The organism is Streptomyces sp. NPDC086835, assembly GCF_044745705.1.
In the GTDB taxonomy this organism is placed as follows: domain Bacteria; phylum Actinomycetota; class Actinomycetes; order Streptomycetales; family Streptomycetaceae; genus Streptomyces.
On record NZ_JBIVAU010000004.1, the window covers coordinates 410,355 to 427,836 of the forward strand.

16 protein-coding genes are annotated in these 17,482 nt (G+C 71.7%); 10 read left to right on the plus strand and 6 right to left on the minus strand.

Annotation, left to right across the window (positions count from 1 at the left end; translation table 11 throughout):
• Window positions 1-14: 14 nt before the first annotated feature.
• From ACIPJI_RS16995 to ACIPJI_RS17010, 4 genes are all read right to left on the minus strand, one after another.
• The gene (locus tag ACIPJI_RS16995) at window positions 15-248 is read right to left on the minus strand and encodes a hypothetical protein (protein ID WP_307706871.1); all 234 of its coding nucleotides are present in this window, start codon (window positions 246-248) and stop codon (window positions 15-17) included.
• Between the two features lie 107 nt (window positions 249-355).
• Entirely contained in the window at window positions 356-1,237 is an 882-nt protein-coding gene (locus tag ACIPJI_RS17000; protein ID WP_356618495.1) for an SDR family oxidoreductase, read from the minus strand.
• Entirely contained in the window at window positions 1,234-2,172 is a 939-nt protein-coding gene (locus ACIPJI_RS17005; protein WP_402247004.1) for an alpha/beta fold hydrolase, read from the minus strand. Before ACIPJI_RS17005 ends, ACIPJI_RS17000 begins: the two co-directional genes overlap by 4 nt.
• On the minus strand, window positions 2,169-3,719 hold the full coding sequence (locus ACIPJI_RS17010) for a flavin-containing monooxygenase (RefSeq protein WP_402247006.1): 1,551 nt from the start codon (window positions 3,717-3,719) through the stop codon (window positions 2,169-2,171). Before ACIPJI_RS17010 ends, ACIPJI_RS17005 begins: the two co-directional genes overlap by 4 nt.
• A gap of 172 nt (window positions 3,720-3,891) precedes the next feature.
• On the opposite strand from ACIPJI_RS17010, the gene ACIPJI_RS17015 reads away from it, so the two are divergent.
• Window positions 3,892-4,518: a MerR family transcriptional regulator gene (locus ACIPJI_RS17015; protein ID WP_307710388.1), complete on the plus strand. Its 627-nt coding sequence runs from the start codon at window positions 3,892-3,894 to the stop codon at window positions 4,516-4,518.
• A 70-nt stretch (window positions 4,519-4,588) separates the two neighbouring features.
• Here ACIPJI_RS17015 and ACIPJI_RS17020 read toward each other — a convergent pair whose 3' ends face one another.
• On the minus strand, window positions 4,589-7,903 hold the full coding sequence (locus ACIPJI_RS17020) for a S41 family peptidase (protein ID WP_402247007.1): 3,315 nt from the start codon (window positions 7,901-7,903) through the stop codon (window positions 4,589-4,591).
• 267 nt (window positions 7,904-8,170) lie between these two features.
• Between ACIPJI_RS17020 and ACIPJI_RS17025 the strand changes: the two genes are divergently transcribed.
• Complete coding sequence (locus ACIPJI_RS17025) at window positions 8,171-8,743, plus strand: TetR/AcrR family transcriptional regulator (protein WP_159691093.1); 573 nt, start codon at window positions 8,171-8,173, stop codon at window positions 8,741-8,743.
• Between the two features lie 121 nt (window positions 8,744-8,864).
• The gene (locus tag ACIPJI_RS17030; protein WP_402247010.1) at window positions 8,865-11,030 is read left to right on the plus strand and encodes an MMPL family transporter; all 2,166 of its coding nucleotides are present in this window, start codon (window positions 8,865-8,867) and stop codon (window positions 11,028-11,030) included.
• A 191-nt stretch (window positions 11,031-11,221) separates the two neighbouring features.
• On the opposite strand, the gene ACIPJI_RS17035 is transcribed toward ACIPJI_RS17030, so the two are convergent.
• Window positions 11,222-11,563 (minus strand): SsgA family sporulation/cell division regulator, encoded by a 342-nt coding sequence (locus ACIPJI_RS17035; RefSeq protein ID WP_307706865.1) that lies wholly within the window; start codon window positions 11,561-11,563, stop codon window positions 11,222-11,224.
• Between the two features lie 175 nt (window positions 11,564-11,738).
• On the opposite strand from ACIPJI_RS17035, the gene ACIPJI_RS17040 reads away from it, so the two are divergent.
• From ACIPJI_RS17040 to ACIPJI_RS17070, 7 genes are all read left to right on the plus strand, one after another.
• On the plus strand, window positions 11,739-12,818 hold the full coding sequence (locus tag ACIPJI_RS17040; protein ID WP_402247012.1) for an energy-coupling factor ABC transporter permease: 1,080 nt from the start codon (window positions 11,739-11,741) through the stop codon (window positions 12,816-12,818).
• 1 nt (window position 12,819) lies between these two features.
• Window positions 12,820-13,581 (plus strand): cobalt ECF transporter T component CbiQ, encoded by a 762-nt coding sequence (cbiQ, locus tag ACIPJI_RS17045; RefSeq protein ID WP_356618482.1) that lies wholly within the window; start codon window positions 12,820-12,822, stop codon window positions 13,579-13,581.
• A complete protein-coding gene (locus ACIPJI_RS17050) occupies window positions 13,578-14,339 on the plus strand; it encodes an ABC transporter ATP-binding protein (RefSeq protein ID WP_356618480.1) in 762 nt (253 codons plus the stop codon). Before cbiQ ends, ACIPJI_RS17050 begins: the two co-directional genes overlap by 4 nt.
• A gap of 2 nt (window positions 14,340-14,341) precedes the next feature.
• On the plus strand, window positions 14,342-14,812 hold the full coding sequence (locus ACIPJI_RS17055) for a MarR family winged helix-turn-helix transcriptional regulator (RefSeq protein ID WP_307710387.1): 471 nt from the start codon (window positions 14,342-14,344) through the stop codon (window positions 14,810-14,812).
• A gap of 70 nt (window positions 14,813-14,882) precedes the next feature.
• Window positions 14,883-15,332, plus strand: a complete 450-nt coding sequence (locus tag ACIPJI_RS17060; RefSeq protein ID WP_159691111.1) for an organic hydroperoxide resistance protein — start codon at window positions 14,883-14,885, stop codon at window positions 15,330-15,332.
• 70 nt (window positions 15,333-15,402) lie between these two features.
• Window positions 15,403-16,593, plus strand: coding sequence for a serine hydrolase domain-containing protein (locus ACIPJI_RS17065; RefSeq protein WP_356618478.1), 1,191 nt, complete (start codon window positions 15,403-15,405; stop codon window positions 16,591-16,593).
• A complete protein-coding gene (locus tag ACIPJI_RS17070) occupies window positions 16,590-17,372 on the plus strand; it encodes an SDR family NAD(P)-dependent oxidoreductase (RefSeq protein WP_307706860.1) in 783 nt (260 codons plus the stop codon). Before ACIPJI_RS17065 ends, ACIPJI_RS17070 begins: the two co-directional genes overlap by 4 nt.
• Window positions 17,373-17,482 lie beyond the last annotated feature (110 nt).

The window sequence follows — 17,482 nt, forward strand, 5'->3', positions numbered from 1 at the left end:
ACTACGAAGCCTCGTCAGGCGTCGTAGTCCTCGACCCTGTCGCGGCGCTCACGCATCGCGTTCTCGCCACGCTCCTGCATGGACTCCCGGGACCGGGCGCCCTGCTGCTCGCGACCCTGCCGGGCTCGCTCGGAGACCTCTTCGCGGGCGCGGCGTGCGCGCTCCGACTGGTCTCCCTTGCCGGCCTTCTGCTTCGCCTGGTCCGCGAGCTCCTGCGCCTTGTCCTTGAACTGGTCTGAGATGCCCATGAGATGTCACTCCTAAGCGGGGTGTGGGGGGTGGGGGGCAGGCATGCCCCCGGGGCTGCGACCAGCGTTGCACGCACGGACAAAGCACGCATTTCGATCAGTTACGCTCAGTGGTTCTGCTTCCGGCCTGCCTCGTCGGCCGCCCCGCCGGCCCCCACGAGGCCCGTGGAGACGCCGTCGAGACGCGGTTCGAACCGGCGCATCTCGCGCTGTCCCACCGTGCCGATGACCGCAGGGAGACAGCCGCGGATCGACTGCATCCCCCGCAGCCACCACTGCGCGTACACATGCGAGGAACGGCGTTCGATGCCGGCGACGATCCGGTCCACCGCGGGGCCGAGCGGATAGGTGCGGTTCGACGGCCACGGCAGCCGCTGCCGGAGCTCGCGCATCACGTCGTCCTGGTCGGCGCCGCGCACCATGTCGGTGTCCGTCCAGGACAGATAGCCGACACCGACCCGCACACCGCGGTGGCCGACCTCGGCGCGCAGACTGTGCGCGAACGCCTCCACACCCGACTTGGACGCGCAGTAGGCCGACATCATGGGCGCGGGCGTGATCGCGGCGAGCGAGGCGATCTGGAGGAAGTACCCGCGGCTTTCCAGGAGTACGGGCAGGAACGCCCGCCCGGTCACGGCGCTGCCGATCAGATTGACCTCGATGACCCGCCGCCAGGCGACCGGGTCCGAGTGCAGGAACGGACCGCCGGACGCCACGCCCGCGTTGGCGACGACGATGTCGACCTTGCCGAAACGCTCCTTGACCTCCTGCGCGACCTTGGCCATCGCCTCGTGGTCGGTGACGTCCGCGTGCCAGTGGTCGCTCTCGCTGTGGAGCCGCTCGGAGACCTTCTTCAGTTCGTCCGGCTCGAGGCCGACCAGCGCCACCTTCGCGCCGCGCGCGGACAGTTTGCGCGCCAGCAGCTCGCCGACGCCGCGCGCCGCGCCCGTGACGACCGCGACCTGCCCTTCCAGGCTCACCCTGCTCATGCGGCTTCCTCCTTCGTGTCCAGGTACGCGCCGGTCAGCTCACGGATCTTGGCGGTGACGGCCTCCGGGGCCTCCACCGGTGTCATGTGGCCCATCCCCGCGAGCTCCACCAGCTCGAGGCACTGCGGGAGTTCGGCGGCCAGCCGCCTGGCGTGCACCATCGGCGTGAGCCGGTCGGCGGTGCCGCCGACGACGATCGCGGGCACGTCCAGGGCCCGTACGCCCTTGTCGAGGTCGAGTTCGCCGAGGACCTGCGACCAGGCCACCCGGGCGGTCCGCGGGCAGGCGTGCACGATGCGGGCGCACTCGTCGACCCGCTCCGGTGACGAACCGGGGCCCATCGTCCCGTACTTGAGGAGGCGCCGGGACACGGGCGTGACCGGGCCGAGCGGCGCGCGGGCCCCGAGGATCAGATGCGTGAGCCTGGTCCGCAGTCGGCCCGGCCGCATCGGCAGCACGACGGACTCCTCGACCAGCCGGGCGCTGCCGGTGCTGCACAGCAGCACGGCCGCCGCGTGCTCGCGGAAGCCGGCCCGGCCCGCCGCGGCCATCATCGTCATGCCACCCATGGAGTGCCCGCCGAGCACGGCCTTCTCGCCCGGCGCGAGGACGGCTGCGAGCACGGCCTCCAGGTCGTCGGCCAGCCGCTCGGTGCCCACCGCTCCTGCCGGCGTGCGCCCGTGGCCCCGCTGGTCGTACACGACGACGCGGTGGTCGGGGACCAGGGCCCGTATCTGGGCGGCCCAGAAGAGGGTGGAGCAGGTCCAGCCGTGGGCCAGCACGACCGTGGGGGCTCCCTCGGGGCCGTGCACCTCGACGTGGATACGCGCTCCGTCGGCGGAGACCGCGGTCAGTACACGGTCGGCGACGGGCGGGGCGTCGGTGCGACGCAGGAGCTGGGGGTACCTCCCAGGCCGGAGGCTCTGGGGGATCATGCGACGACCTCCGCGTCCTTCGTCTCCGTGCCACCCTGTGCGCCGGCGGCCTCCACCGGCTGCTTGCCGGCGCCGGCCCGGACCACCTCGTACTCGGCGAGGTCCACGTGCCGGGTCGCGCCTCGGAACTCGGTGGTGGTGCCTGGCCAGATGGTGGTGTTGCGGCCGTTCTGGTCCAGGTACCAGCTGGTGCAGCCGCCGGTGTTCCACACGGTCCGCTTCATCCGCTCCTGCACCCGCCGGTTCCACGCGTGGACGGCGGAGGGGCGGGCGGCGAGGGCGGAGCCGGAGCCGAGCAGGTTCAACTGCCGCATGTAGTCGGCCATGTAGTTCAGCTGGGACTCGATCATCAGGATCATCGACGAGTTCCCGAGCCCGGTGTTCGGACCGATGATGGTCATCCAGTTGGGGAAGCCGGCGGCGGTCGCGCCGCGCAGCGACTCCATGCCGTCCTTCCACGCCTCGGCGAGCGTGATGCCCTCTGCGCCGACGACCCGTTCGGCGATCGGCATGTCGGTGACATGGAAGCCGGTGCCGAAGACGATCGCGTCGACCTCGGCCTCCGTCCCGTCGGAGGCCACCACGGTGGAGCCGCGGACCTCACTGAGCCCGGAGGCGACGACGTCCACATTGGGCTGCGCGAGCGCCGGGTAGTACGTGCTGGAGAGCAGGATGCGCTTGCAGCCGATGCGATAGTCGGGCGTCAGCTTGGCCCGCAGCGCCGGGTCCTTGATCGCCTTGCGCATGTTGGCCTTGGCGAGCTGCTCGACGAGCCCGAGTTCGTTGGGCCGCTTGGTGAACGCCTGGACCTGCAACTCGCGGATGCCCCAGAGCAGTCCGCGCCGCGCGGTGCCCGTGAACGGCAGCTGCCGGTGCAGCCAGCGCTCCGCCCCCGAGATCTTCCGGTCGATACGGGGCATCACCCACGGAGGTGTGCGCTGGAAGAGGGTGAGCTTCGCGACCTCGGGCTGGATCGACGGCACGATCTGGATCGCGGACGCGCCGGTGCCGACCATCGCGACGCGCTTGCCGCGCAGGTCGTAGTCGTGGTCCCAGCGGGCGGAGTGGAAGACCTTGCCGGGGAAGCCGGCGAGGCCGGGGATGTCGGGCATCTTCGGGTCGGACAGCGGCCCGGTCGCGGAGACGACGATATCGGCGGTGAGTGTGCCCTGCGAGGTCTCGATCTCCCAGCGCAGCTCGTCGGTGTCCCAGCGCATCATCAGCACTTCGTGCTTCAGCCGCAGGTGCGGACGGAGCCGGAAGGTGTCGGCCACGTGCTCCAGGTAGGCGCGGATGTGCTCCTGGCCCGAGAAGGTCCGGGGCCAGTCGGGGTTGGGGGCGAAGGAGAACGAGTACAGGTGCGACGGGACGTCGCAGGCGCAGCCCGGGTAGTCGTTGTCCCGCCAGGTGCCGCCGACCGCGTCCGCGCGCTCCAGGACGACGAAGTCGGTGATCCCCTCGCGGCGCATCCGGACGGCTGCACCGAGGCCCCCGAATCCGGATCCGATCACCGCCACTCGTACGTGCTCGTGCTGCTGCTGGCTCATGCCGCCGCCTCCCGCTGGAACGGTCCCGTACCGAACACAAAAACGTTGCCAGCAATCACTGGCATGGTTGGGAGGGTAGAGCAGCTCCATACCGAGCGGTAGGGGTAGGACGCCACAAGTTACCGGCGGTACAACATAGGCTTCAGTTGTGAAGGAAGCGCGTGAGTACCGCATGGAGGAATTGGCCGAGAAGGCCGGCATCACGGTGCGCACCCTGCGCTTCTACCGCGAGCGGGGGCTGATACCGCCGCCCCGCCGGGAGGGCAGGATCGCCTGGTACGACGAGCACCACCTCGCCAGACTCCGTACGATCGCCGCCCTGCTGGAGCGCGGTCACACCCTCAACGGCATCGCGGACCTGGCCACCGCCTTCGAGAGCGGACGGGACGTGGGCGAGGTCCTCGGCCTCGGCGAACCGACGGAGGAGACCCCGGTCCGCCTCACCCCCGAAGCGCTCGCCGACTACTTCGAGGGGCAGGTCACCCCGGAAAACTTGGCCACCGCGCTGGAGCTCGGCTACCTGGCGACGGACGGCGAGGAGATCGTCCACATCAGCCGCCGTCTGCTGGACGTCTCTGCCGCGCTGGTGCGCGAAGGCGTGCCGCTGTCGGTGGTGCTGGAGGCGGGCCGCCGTGTCCGTGTCCACGCGGAGGCCCTCGCCGGGCTGTTCGTCGACGTACTCACCACCCACAGCGCCGACGGGCAGCTGGACAAGCTCCGCCCGCTCGCGAAGAGCGTGGTGGAGGCCGAGCTGTCCATGGCGATGGACCGCCGCCTGCGCCGTACGCCTCCGGCCTGACCGCACCCCGGTCAGAAGGCCCTGAACGGCCCGGTCCGGAGCCTGGCCGGGCCCCGGGTCCGAGAGCGGTTCAGCGCGGCGGCAGTGGCGGCCTGCGCAGGTCGGGGACCTCGGAGTAGTCCGGGGGCAGCGCGGCAGGGGCCGCCTTGAGCATGTCCAGGGCGAGCCGGATCGCGTCGTCGAGGCCCACGTGGCGCCCCTCCGCCCAGTCCAGCGGTGTCCGCAGGGCGTACACGTCGGGTTCGACGCCGTGGTTCTCGATCGACCAGCCGTAGGCGTCGAACCATGCCGCGTTCATCGGGACCGTGATCACCGTGCCGTCGCCCAGCCGGTGACGGCCCGTCATGCCGACCACGCCGCCCCACGTGCGGGTGCCCACCACCGGGCCGCGGCCCAGCAGTTTGAACGCCGCCGTGATCATGTCCCCGTCCGACGAGGTCGCCTCGTCCGCGATCGCGACGACCGGTCCGCGCGGCGCGTTGGAGGTGTACGAGACCGGCTGCGCGTTGCGGGTGAGGTCCCAGCCCAGGATCCTGCGGGTCAGCTTCTCGATGACCAGTTCGCTGATGTGGCCGCCGGCGTTGCCGCGGACGTCCACGATGAGCGCCGGCCGGGAGACCTCCATACGCACGTCGCGGTTGAACTGCGCCCAGCCCGAGCCGCCCATGTCGGGGATGTGCAGGTAACCGCACTTGCCGCCGCTGGCCTCCCGTACCACCGCACGCCGTTTGGCCACCCAGTCCTGGTAGCGCAGCGGCCGCTCGTCGATCAGCGGGACGATCGCGACCCGGCGCGGGGTGCCGCCGCCCTCGCCCTCCGCGGGCAGGAACGTCAGCTCGACCGTCGTGCCGCCCGCAGCGGAGAGCATCGGGTACGGACCCGCCACCGGGTCGACCGGGCGGCCGTCCACGTGGGTGAGGACCGCGCCCTCCCTGATTCCCGTGCCGGCCAGTGGGGAGCGGGCCTTGGAGTCGGAGGAGTCGCCCGGCAGGATGCGTTTGACCACCCACTTCCCGTCCCGGCAGACGAGGTTCGCGCCGAGCAGGCCCATGGCCCGCTGGTAGTGCGGCGGGCCTTCGTTGCGCCGGGCCGCGGTGACGTAGGCGTGGGAGGTGCCCAGTTCGCCGAGGACCTCGCGCATCAGGTCGGCGAACTCGTCGGGGGAGGCGACCCGTTCGACCAGCGGCCGGTACTGCTCCAGCACCCCGTCCCAGTCGATGCCGCACATGTCCGGTTCCCAGAAGTAGCCGCGGATGATGCGGCCGGCCTCCGCGTAGGCCTGGCGCCATTCGGCCACCGGGTCCACCTCGTGCAGGATGCGGCGCAGGTCGAGGAAGACGGTGGAGTCGAGGTCGCCGGTCTCCGTGGCGGGCACGGCACGCAGGTCGCCCTCGTCGACGACGACCAGCCGGGTCCCGTCGCCGCTCACCGCGAACCAGTCGAGATGGCCGACGAGTTCGGTCCTGCGTGCCTTGGAGATGTCGAAGTGCTCCAGCGTGGGCCTGCCGGAGGTGTCGGCCGGGTTGACGAACGTCTCGCCCAGCGCGCCGGAGATGGGCCAGCGCAGCCAGACGAGGCCGCCGCCGGCGACCGCGTGCAGCGCCGAGTACTTGGAGGCGGCGACCGGGAACGGCGTGACCCGGTTCTCCAGGCCCTCGATCTCCACGAGCACCGCGCTGTCGGGCGACTCCTCCAGCGGGTCGAGCCCGCCGGCGGCCGGCCGGCCCTCCGGTGTGAGAGCGAAGGGCGAGGGCGTCGCGGAGGACAGCGGCACCAGATACGGGCGGCAGCCGAGCGGGAAGGACAGGTCGCCGGTGTGCACGTCGTAGACCGGGTCGAAGCCGCGCCAGGAGAGGAAGGCGAGATAGCGGCCGTCGCGGGTGAAGACCGGATTCTCGTCCTCGAAACGGCCGTTGGTGACGTCGACGATCGTACGGTCGGCGATCCGGGCCATCCTGATCTGCCGCAGCGAGCGTCCGATGCCGGGGTGCGACCAGGTCAGCCAGTGTCCGTCGGGGGAGAACGACAGGTCCCGCACGGGCCCGTTGACGGAGCGGACCAGTTCGGTGACCTCGCCCGTGGACTCCTCCGTGGTGTCGATCAGGAGCAGCCGGCCGTCGTGTGAGGCGATGGCGATCCGTTCGCCCTCGCTGTCGGCCGCCAGTTCCAGCACCCGCCCCAGCTGTCCCGACGCGAGCCGGCGCGGCTCACGGTCGCCGGTCGCCCGCGGCAGGTACGCGATCTCGACGGCGTCCTCGCCGTCCGCGTCCGTGACGTAGGCGACCTGCCCGCCGCTGCCCAGCATCGCCGGCAGCCGTACCCGCACGCCAGGGGTGTCCGCGATGGTGCGGGCGGGGCCGTCGCGGTGGGTGAGCCAGTACAGGCTGCCGCGCACGTTGACGGCGCTGGCCCGCCCCGTCTCGTCGACCGAGATCGCGCCCACGTGGTTGGCGGCGGGCACCTGGTAGGTGCGTCGGCCGGCGCGCGGCCCGCCGAGCCGTACCTCCAGCTTGCGCGGCACCGAGTCGGGCCTGGTCAGGTCCTCGACGATCCACAGGTCGCCGCCGCACTGGTACACGACCCGGTGGCCGTCGCTCGCGGCGTGCCGGGCGTAGAAGGCGTCGTGGTCGGTGTGGCGCAGCAGTCCCGTCCCGTCGGGGCGGCAGGAGTAGAGGTTGCCCACGCCCTCGTGGTCGGAGAGGAACGCGATCCGGCCGTCGTCCTCCGACCACCGGGCGGCGCCGTTGCCGTGGATGAACATGGGGCAGTCGAGGTGCCCGTTCAGGTCGGGGAGCAACTGCTCGCCGTGCAGCCACAGCCGGCCGGTCGCGCCGCCGCGGTAGCGCTTCCACGCGGCGGGCTCGTGCGGCGGCTTGCCGGTGAGCAGCAGGGTGCGCCGCTCGCAGCCGGTGCCGCCGGCCTGGGAGGGGCCCTCCGACTCGTCGGTGACGGCGATGTCGGAGACCGGCCCCCAGGGGAGCCTGCCGCCGGGGGAGCCGTCGGTCGGGACGCTGTAGGCCCAGGAGAAGTACGAGAAGGGCTGGCCGTGCGAGGAGACGGCGAGGATCTGTCCGTCGGGGGTCCAGCCGCAGACCCGGGTGTCGGTCGAGCCCCAGTAGCTGAGCCTGCGCGCGGGGCCGCCCTCGACGGGCGCGAGATGGATCTCCGGATCGAGGCTGCGCCAGTTCGTGTAGGCGATGTGCCGGCCGTCGGGCGAGAAGCGGGGGTGCCCGACCCTGGTGCGGTCGACGGTCAGCCGCCATGCCCGGTCGGGCTGTTTCCCCTCCGGGACCAGCGGCGCGATCCACAGGTCGTCCTCGGCGGCGAAGCACAGCAGGTCGCCGTACAGATGCGGGTAGCGGAGATACGCGGCGTCGTCACTCACCCCCCAATGCTTTCCGCGCCCAGGGGCCGCGGCAACTCGTGGGCCGGGGTGAATCGCTGGGCGGCCCGGATGCGCGGGGTGACCCGGTGGGCCCTGGCGGGGAGGAAACGTCCTCGGCCGGCGCCGTCCGTGGCGTGAACGTCAGTGGCCGGGAACGTCCGTGACCGAGGCCACAATCGAAACGGTTTCGTTTCGATGGCGCCCCCGGGTAAGCTCGAAGTGTACGAAACAGTTTCGTTCGATCGACTGCGGACCGGGAGGGCAGGCATGACACGCAGCCGGCTCACCCCGGAGCGCGAGGCGCAGCTGTACGAAGCCGTGCTCGACCTGCTCCGCGAGGTCGGTTACGACGCCCTGACCATGGACGCCGTGGCGGCCCGTACGCGCTCCAGCAAGGCCACGCTCTACCGCCAGTGGAAGAGCAAGCCCGAGTTGGTCGCCACGGCGCTCAAGCACGGCAAGCCGGTGCATGTCGGCGACATCGACACCGGCACCCTGCGCGGCGACTTCCACGCCATGATCGGACGCACGGACGACTGTCAGATGGAGAAGGACTCCGCGCTGATGCGGGGTCTGGCCCAGGCGATCCACGCCCACCCCGATCTCCACGAAGCCCTGCGTGAGCTGCTCATCGAGCCGGAGATCACCGGACTCGACGCGCTGCTGCGGCGGGCCGTGGACCGGGGCGAGGTCAGCGCGGACAACCCGGCGCTGGGTTACGTACCGCACATGCTGGTCGGCGCGTTCGTCGTCCGGCACCTGATCGAGGACCGCACACCCGACCAAGCCTTCCTCACCGACTATCTCGACGCCGTGGTCCTCCCCGCCCTCGGCGTCTGACCTCCCCGGGTCGCGACACCCCCTCCCCGCCGCACCACAGCACAGCACCTGACGCGCGCCGCTCTCGTCGTCGGGCCGGCTCCCCATGCCCTGTTCGCCCTCATATACGGGAGTAGCCCTCGTGGCCACGTTTCTCTACAAGCTAGGACGGTCGGCCTTCCGGCGCCGCCGTCTCGTCGCCCTGCTGTGGGTGGCGCTGCTCGCCGTCGCCGGGGTCGGCGCGGCCACCGCGTCCACCGCCACCTCCTCCTCCTTCTCCATACCGGGGACGGAGGCCCAGAAGGCCTTCGACCTGCTGGAGGAGCGCTTCCCCGGCGGCAGCGCCGACGGCGCGACCGCCCGGGTGGTCTTCAAGGCCCCCGACGGCGAGAAGATGACCGACGCCGGTCACCGTGCCGAGGTGGAGAAGGCCGTCTCCGAGCTCAAGGACGGCTCCGACCAGATCGCGGCGGTCAACGACCCGTACACCGCCAAGGCCGTCTCCCGGGACGGCTCGACCGCGTACGTCTCCGTCACCTACGCCGTCAGCTCGATGGAGCTGACCGACGCGACGCGTGAGGCGCTGGAGGAGACCGGCACCGAGGCGCGCGAAGCGGGCCTGACGGTGGAGATCGGTGGTGACGCGCTGCAGGCGGTCCCCGAGACCGGGGCCGGCGAGATCATCGGCGTCGTCGTCGCGGGCATCGTCCTCGTGATCACCTTCGGTTCGCTCGTCGCCGCCGGACTGCCGCTGCTCACCGCGATCATCGGCGTCGGCATCGGCATCTCCACGATCACCGCCCTGGCGAACGTCCTCGACCTCGGCTCCACCACCTCGACCCTCGCGATGATGATCGGCCTGGCGGTCGGCATCGACTACGCGCTGTTCATCGTCTCCCGCTACCGCGCCGAACTGGCCGAGGGCAAGGAGCACGAGGAGGCGGCCGGACGGGCCGTCGGCACCGCGGGCTCCGCGGTCGTCTTCGCCGGCTTGACCGTGGTCATCGCCCTCGTCGGCCTGGCCGTGGTGAACATCCCGATGCTCACCAAGATGGGCTTCGCCGCCGCCGGCACCGTCGTCATCGCCGTCCTGATCGCCCTCACCCTGATCCCGGCGCTGCTCGGCTTCGCGGGCAAGCGGGTGCTGGGCCGCAAGGTGCGCAAGGGTGCGCCCGTCTCCGACAAGCCGAACGCCGGCACCCGCTGGGCGCGCTTCGTGCTGCGCCGCCCGGTCGCCGTGCTGCTCGCGGGCGTCGTGGGCCTCGGGGCCGTGGCGATACCGGCCGCGTCGCTGGAGATGGGTCTGCCCGACGACGGGGCGCAGCCCACGAGCACCACCCAGCGCAAGGCGTACGACCTGCTCTCCGACGGCTTCGGCCCCGGCTTCAACGGACCGCTGATGGTGGTCGTCGACGGCGGCAAGAGCGTGGCGGACCGTACGGTCGAGGTCATCCAGGGCCTCGACGGCGCCGCCGCCGTCACCCCGCCGACCCTCAACAAGGCCGGCGACACCGCGATGATCACGGTCATCCCCAAGGACAGGCCGTCCTCGGTCCAGACCGAGGACCTGGTGCACGACATCCGCGACCGGAGCGGTGACGAGGTCCTCGTCACCGGCGCCACCGCGATGAACATCGACTTCTCGCAGAAGATGAACGACGCGCTGCTGCCCTACCTGGCGCTCGTCGTGGGTCTCGCCTTCCTGCTGCTGATGGTGGTCTTCCGGTCGGTGCTGGTGCCGCTCAAGGCCGCCCTCGGATTCCTGCTGTCGGTCGTCGCGGCACTCGGCGCGGTCGTGGCCGTGTTCCAGTGGGGCTGGCTGGGCTCGGTGTTCGGTGTCGAGCAGACCGGCCCGATCATGTCGATGATGCCGATCTTCATGGTGGGCGTCGTCTTCGGTCTCGCCATGGACTACGAGGTCTTCCTGGTCACCCGGATGAGGGAGGCGTACGTCCACGGCGAGCGGCCCGGCGAGGCGATCGTCACCGGCTTCCGCCACGGGACCCGGGTGGTGGCCGCCGCGGCCGTCATCATGATCGCTGTCTTCTCCGGTTTCATCGGCTCCAGCGAGCAGATGGTCAAGATGATCGGCTTCGGCCTCGCCATCGCCGTCTTCTTCGACGCGTTCGTGGTCCGCATGGCGATCGTGCCGGCGGTGCTGGCCCTGCTCGGCCACAAGGCCTGGTGGCTGCCCCGCTGGCTGGACCGGATACTGCCGAACGTCGACGTGGAGGGCGAGAAGCTCCAGAAAGAGCTCGCCGACGGCCCCGGCGACCCGGACGGTGACCGCGAGTTGGTCCGCGTCTGACGCTCCCCGACCAGGGAGGACATGAACTCCGGAGGTGCCCGGTGGTGCGGCCTTTGCCGCGCCACCGGGAGAGCGGACCTCCGGCGCCGCGACGGCACCGTGGGGACGGGCGCCGTCACGGAAGAGGTGGCCGTATCCGCGGGACGCGGATACGGCCACCTGTTTGCTGTGTGTCCGGGGAATACCGGATCTCAGAGCGCCGGAGTGGCCACCGCGTACGTGTGGCGGAGGAACCGGAGCAGCGTCTGGGAGTCGAACTGGACCACCGCGACACCGTCCGAGGTGTGGAACTCGATGATCGCCTGGACGCGTCCGCAGGGCCAGATGCCGATGTCCCCGTCCCGGGTGGGCGCCCGCAGCCCCGACTCGAGGAGCTCACGCGGGAAGGTCCACTCCTTGCCGCTCGGGAACGCGAAACTGACGGTGGCGGGATCCTCGGCGGGGTCGTAGCTCAGGAAGACGCGCACTGGTCGGTGCTGAGGAGCGTCGGTGACGATCCGGCCACTTGCCTGCTCTTTGACGGCGTGCGACATCGGCAAGCTCCTCACACTCTCGTCCGCTTTGTCTCTAATGTCCCATATTTCGGGCGGGAGGGTCCGTCTCCCTCCGTGGAACCATGTTCATTTGTGATCCATGCGCTCTTGCAAGTCGTTTGCAGCAGGGCACTATCATTGAGCACTTCTTCATCTGTCCGAAGCGGAGCTCTCCATGCATGTCCCCGACGGATTCATCAACACGCCCGTCTCGGTGGCCGCCGGAGTCGCCGCTGCCGGCGCGGTCGCCGTCAGCCTCCGCGGTGCCCGCCGTGAGCTGGGTGGATCTCCTGCCGAGCTCCCCGGCGCCGACCGCACGGCGCCGCTCGCAGGGCTCGTCGCCGCGTTCGTCTTCGCCGTTCAGATGCTCAACTTCCCCGTCGCGGCCGGTACCAGCGGCCATCTGCTCGGCGGGGCGCTCGCGGCGATCCTCGTCGGGCCGTTCACAGGTGTGCTGTGCATAGCCGTCGTACTGCTGATGCAGGGCATCCTCTTCGCCGACGGCGGACTCACCGCGCTCGGCGTCAACATCACCGTCATGGGCGTCGTCACCGTCCTCGTCGCGTACGGACTCTTCCGCGGCCTGGTCAAGATCCTGCCGCGCACCCGTCGCTCCGTGACCGCCGCCTCCTTCGTCGCCGCGCTGGTGTCCGTCCCCGCGGCCGCCGCGGCCTTCACCCTTCTCTACGCGGTCGGCGGGCTGACCGAGGTCCCGATCGGATCCGTCCTCACCGCGATGGTCGGCGTCCACGTCCTGATCGGCATCGGCGAGGCCATGATCACCATGCTGACCGTGGGCGCGGTCATCGCCGTACGGCCCGACCTGGTGTACGGCGCCCGCGGCCTGTCGGCACCGCTGAAGCTCCGCGTCGGCGGCGAGCTCGTCGACGCTCCGGCGGCAGCCGGACCGGCGCCCGCCGCCGCCCGCTCACCGCGCCGGCTGTGGCTCGGCGGCCTGGTGACCAGTCTCGTCCTCGCCGGCTTCGTCTCCTTCTACGCCTCCGCCGACCCCGACGGTCTGGAGAAGGTCGCCGCCGACAAGGGCATCGACCGGACCGTCGAGGAGCACGCCGCCGCCGACTCGCCGCTCGCCGACTACGGCGTCAAGGACGTCTCCGACGCCCGGCTCTCCGGCGGCCTCGCCGGCGTGATCGGGGTCGGCGCGACGGTGGCCCTCGGCAGCGGCGTCTTCTACGTGGTGCGCCGCCGCCGCAGCGAGGCCGCCGAGCCGGAATCCGTCCAGGGATCGGTCTGACATGGGTGCGGGTCACGCCCACAAGCTCTACCGGCACGGCCACTCGCCGGTGCACGCGCTCCCCGCGCACTGCAAGCTGCTCGCCGTCCTCGGTTTCGTGCTGGTCGTGGTCTCCACCCCGCGCGAGGCGGTCTGGGCCTTCGGGCTGTACGCGGTGCTGCTCGGCACGGTCGCGGCGGTGGCCCGGATCCCCGCCGGCTTCCTGCTGAAGCGGCTGCTGATCGAGATCCCGTTCGTGGCCTTCGCCCTGCTGATGCCCTTCGTGGTGCCGGGTGAGCAGACCGAGGTGCTGGGGATCTCGCTCTCCGTCCCCGGCCTGTGGGGCGCGTGGAACATCCTCGCCAAGGGCACGCTGGGCGTCGCCGCCTCCGTGATCCTCGCCTCGACGACCGAACTGCGCTCCCTGCTCCTCGGCCTTCAGCGGCTGCGGCTGCCGTCGCTGCTGGTCCAGATCGCCTCCTTCATGATCCGCTACGGCGACGTCATCGCCGACGAGATGCGCCGGATGTCGATCGCCCGTCGCTCGCGCGGGTTCGAGGCGCGCGGTGTACGCCATTGGGGTGTGCTGGCCAAGTCCGCCGGCGCCCTGTTCATCCGCTCCTACGAGCGCGGTGAACGGGTGCACCTGGCGATGGTCAGCCGGGGCTACACCGGCACGATGCCGGTCCTCGACGACGTGCGGGCGACCCGCGCCCAGTGGTCGTACGCCGCCGCACTGCCCGTGACCGCGCTCGCGGTCTGTCTGCTGGGATGGACGCTATGAACGTGACGCCGCCGCCCTCTCTCGACGTGCGCGGGCTCGCGTACGCCTATCCCGACGGCCACCAGGCGCTGTTCGGCGTCGACCTGACGGTCGGGCGCGGCGAGCGGGTCGCCCTCCTCGGGCCCAACGGCGCGGGCAAGACCACCCTCGTCCTCCACCTCAACGGCATCCTGGCCGGCGGGGTCGGCTCGGTCTCCGTCGCGGGGCTGCCGGTCGGGCGCGAGAACCTCGCGGAGATCCGCCGCCGCGTCGGCATCGTCTTCCAGGACCCGGACGACCAGCTGTTCATGCCGTCGGTCCGGGAGGACGTGGCGTTCGGCCCGGCGTCGGCCGGGATGCGCGGCCCCGAGCTGGAGGCCCGGGTCATGGCCGCGCTGGACCAGGTCGGAATGGCCGAGTTCGCCGACCGCCCGCCGCACCATCTGTCGTTCGGGCAGCGCCGCCGGGTCGCGGTCGCGACCGTGCTCGCGATGGAGCCGGAGATCCTGGTCCTCGACGAGCCCTCGTCCAACCTCGACCCGGCCTCACGCCGCGAACTGGCGGACATCCTGCGCGCGTTGGACGTCACCGTGCTGATGGTGACGCACGATCTGCCGTACGCGCTGGAGCTGTGCCCGCGCTCGGTGATCCTCAGCGACGGGGTGGTCGTCGCGGACGGAGGCACGCAGGAGCTGCTGGGCGACGACGATCTGATGCGCGCGCACCGGCTGGAGCTGCCCTTCGGCTTCGATCCGAGGTCCGTGACAATAGGCGCGTGAACATGGGGCGTGGATACGAGGACCGGAGCGGGGCGGCGGCGTCGCTGCTGCTCGACGACCAGCTGTGCTTCGCGCTGTACGCGGCGCAGCGGGCGGTCACGGCCGCCTACCGGCCGCTGCTCGCCGAACTCGGCCTGACCTACCCGCAGTACCTCACGATGCTGGTGCTGTGGGAGCGCGGCGAGATCCCGGTCAAGGAGCTGGGGGCAGCGCTGCGGCTCGACTACGGCACCGTCTCGCCGCTGCTGAAGCGGCTGGAGGCGGCGGGTCTCGTGCGCCGGGAGCGCTCCGCCGCCGACGAGCGCTCGGTGCGGCTGGTGCTCACCGAGGAGGGTGAGGCGATGCGTGAACGGGCGGAGGCGGTGCCTGCCCAACTGCTGGTGAGCACGGGCCTGGAGGGGTCGGAGATCGCGCGGCTCCGCGCCGATCTGCACCGGCTCGCGGACGCGGCGGCGAAGGCTACCCCCGAGTAAGGAGCGCCTCCCCGCTCGGATACATTGTGCGCGATGTAATACGACCGGTGCACACACTCGGGGACGCAGCATGAGCGAACAGGTCGACACCGTCGACACCCGCCCCACCAAGATCATGTACGTGGCGGAGGCCACCGCCCACGGCGGCCGCGACGGCTATGTGACGAGCCACGACGGGCAGATCGAGCTCCGCGTCGCCATGCCGCCCGCCCTCGGCGGCGACGGCCGCGGCACCAATCCGGAACAGCTCTTCGCCGCCGGCTACAGCGCCTGCTTCCACAACGCCCTGGTGCTCGTCGGGCGCCGCGCGGGCCTCGACCTCACCGGCTCGACCGTCGCCGCCAAGGTCGGCATCGGACCCAACACGGCACGTGGGTACGGGCTCGCCGTCGCGCTCAACGTCTCGCTGCCGCTCGTGGACCAGGACCTCGCCGCGCGGCTCGTGGCCGCCGCGCACCAGGTCTGCCCGTACTCCAACGCCACCCGCGACAACATCGACGTCTCCATCGTCCTCAGCTGAGCCGGCGGGGGGAGACCGCGGGGACCGCCCCGCGGTCACCGTGGTCCGGACCACGTTGCACCATGGGGGGATGGATCGCAGCGAAGGAGCAGACGTGGTGGACGTCCGGGGCACGGTGGCGGACGGCTACGAGGCGGTCGCGGACGCCTTCGCGCGCAACTTCGAACAGCGCGGCGAGCGCGGGGCGGCCGTCGCCGTCTACCGCGACGGGCGCAAGGTCGTCGACCTGTGGGCAGGCACCCGGGACGTGGACGGGCAGGAGCCGTGGGCGCTCGACACCGCACAGGTCGTCCGCTCCGCCACCAAGGGCGTCGCCGCTGCCGTCGTCCTCCTGCTCCACCAGCGTGGGCAGATCGACCTGGACGCGCCGGTCGGCACCTACTGGCCGGACTTCAAGGCGGCCGGCAAGGAACGCGTACTCGTACGCCACCTCCTCGCACACCGCGCGGGACTGCCGGTGCTGGACCGTCCGCTCACCCCCGCACAGGCGGCGGACGGCGTCGACGGACCGGCCGCCGTCGCCGCGCAGGCCCCCGTCTGGGAGCCCGGCGCCGAGCACGGCTACCACGCGCAGACCTACAGCTGGCTGCTGGGCGAACTGGTGCGCCGGGTCACCGGACGCGGCATCGGCCGCTGGGTCGCGGAGGAGATCGCCCGCCCCCTCGGCCTGGACCTGTGGATAGGACTGCCCGGCGAGGAGGCCCACCGGGTCGGCAGGCTCGGCCCCGTCGCGGAACCCCCGGCCGCCGAGGGCGGCGGCCTCCGGCTGCGCCCCAAGAGGTCCGTGGCGGAGGCGTACCGCGACCCCGAGTCCCTGACCCGCCGCGCCTTCGGAGCCATCGACCCGCTCCCCGACGAGAACGACCCCGCCTACCGCGCCGCCGAACTCCCCGCGTCCAACGGCATATCCACCGCCCGCGCACTCGCCCGTTTCTACGCGGCGACCATCGGCGACGTCGACGGCGGCCGCCGGCTCTTCGCGCCCGCCACGCTCACACTCGCCCGCACCGAGGAGTCCGCCGGACCCGACCGGGTCCTGGTGGTGCCCACCCGCTTCGGGCTCGGTTTCATGCTGCACGGCCCCGCGTCGCCGCTGCTCGGACCGGGATCCTTCGGCCACCCCGGCCGCGGCGGCTCGCTCGGCTTCGCCGACCCCGAATCGGGCATCGCCCTCGGGTACACGACCAACGGCATGCGCAAGGGCGTTACCGCCGACCCCCGTGCCCAGGCACTGATCAGGGCGGTACGTTCGGTCCTATGAGACGTTTCGAGGGCTACGGGGCACTGATCACCGGCGGCGCGCGCGGTATCGGCGAGGCCACGGCACGCAGGCTGGCGTCCGAGGGTGCACGGGTCCTGATCGCCGACATCGACGCGGAGGCCGCGGAGCGGACCGCGGCCGGGATCGAGGGCGCGTCCTTCGTCCGCTGCGACGTCGCCGAACGGGCGTCGGCGGAGGCGGCCGTGGCCCGCGCGGTGGAGCAGTTCGGCTGCCTGGACGTGCTGGTCAACAATGCGTTCTCGGCCTCCCGGCACTTCGGACCGCTCGAGGAACTGCCGGACGACGGCTGGCAGCAGGACCTGGACGTCACGCTCACCGGCGCGCTGCGGTGCGCACGGGCCGCGTGGACGCATCTGGCCGCCCGTGGACGCGGCGCGATCGTCAACATCGGCTCCGTCAACGCCGAACAGGACTTCGGCGGCCACGCCTACAGCGCGGCCAAGGCCGGCCTGGCGTCGCTGACCCGCACCCTGGCGGGCGAGGGCGCCGCGCGCGGCATCCGGGTCAACCAGGTCAACCCCGGTACGATCCGCACCCGTTCGTGGGCCGGCCGGGAGAAGAGCCTCGAGGTCCTGAGCGGCGTCTATCCGCTCGGCCGGGTCGGCGAGCCCGAGGACATCGCCGCCGCGGTCGCCTTCCTCGCCTCACGGGACGCGGCGTGGGTCACGGGCACGACGCTGCCGGTCGACGGCGGGCTGCTGGCCGTCAACACCGGATTCCGGCAGATGGTGGTGGACGAGCGCGCGGCGGACCGGTAAAGGCACCCGCGGACCGCGGCCGCGGAGCACCGGGCCGGGTACCGGCACCGGTCACGGGGAACGCCCGCCTGATGGGCAGCCGTTCACCGGGGAACGCCCGCCGGGCGCCG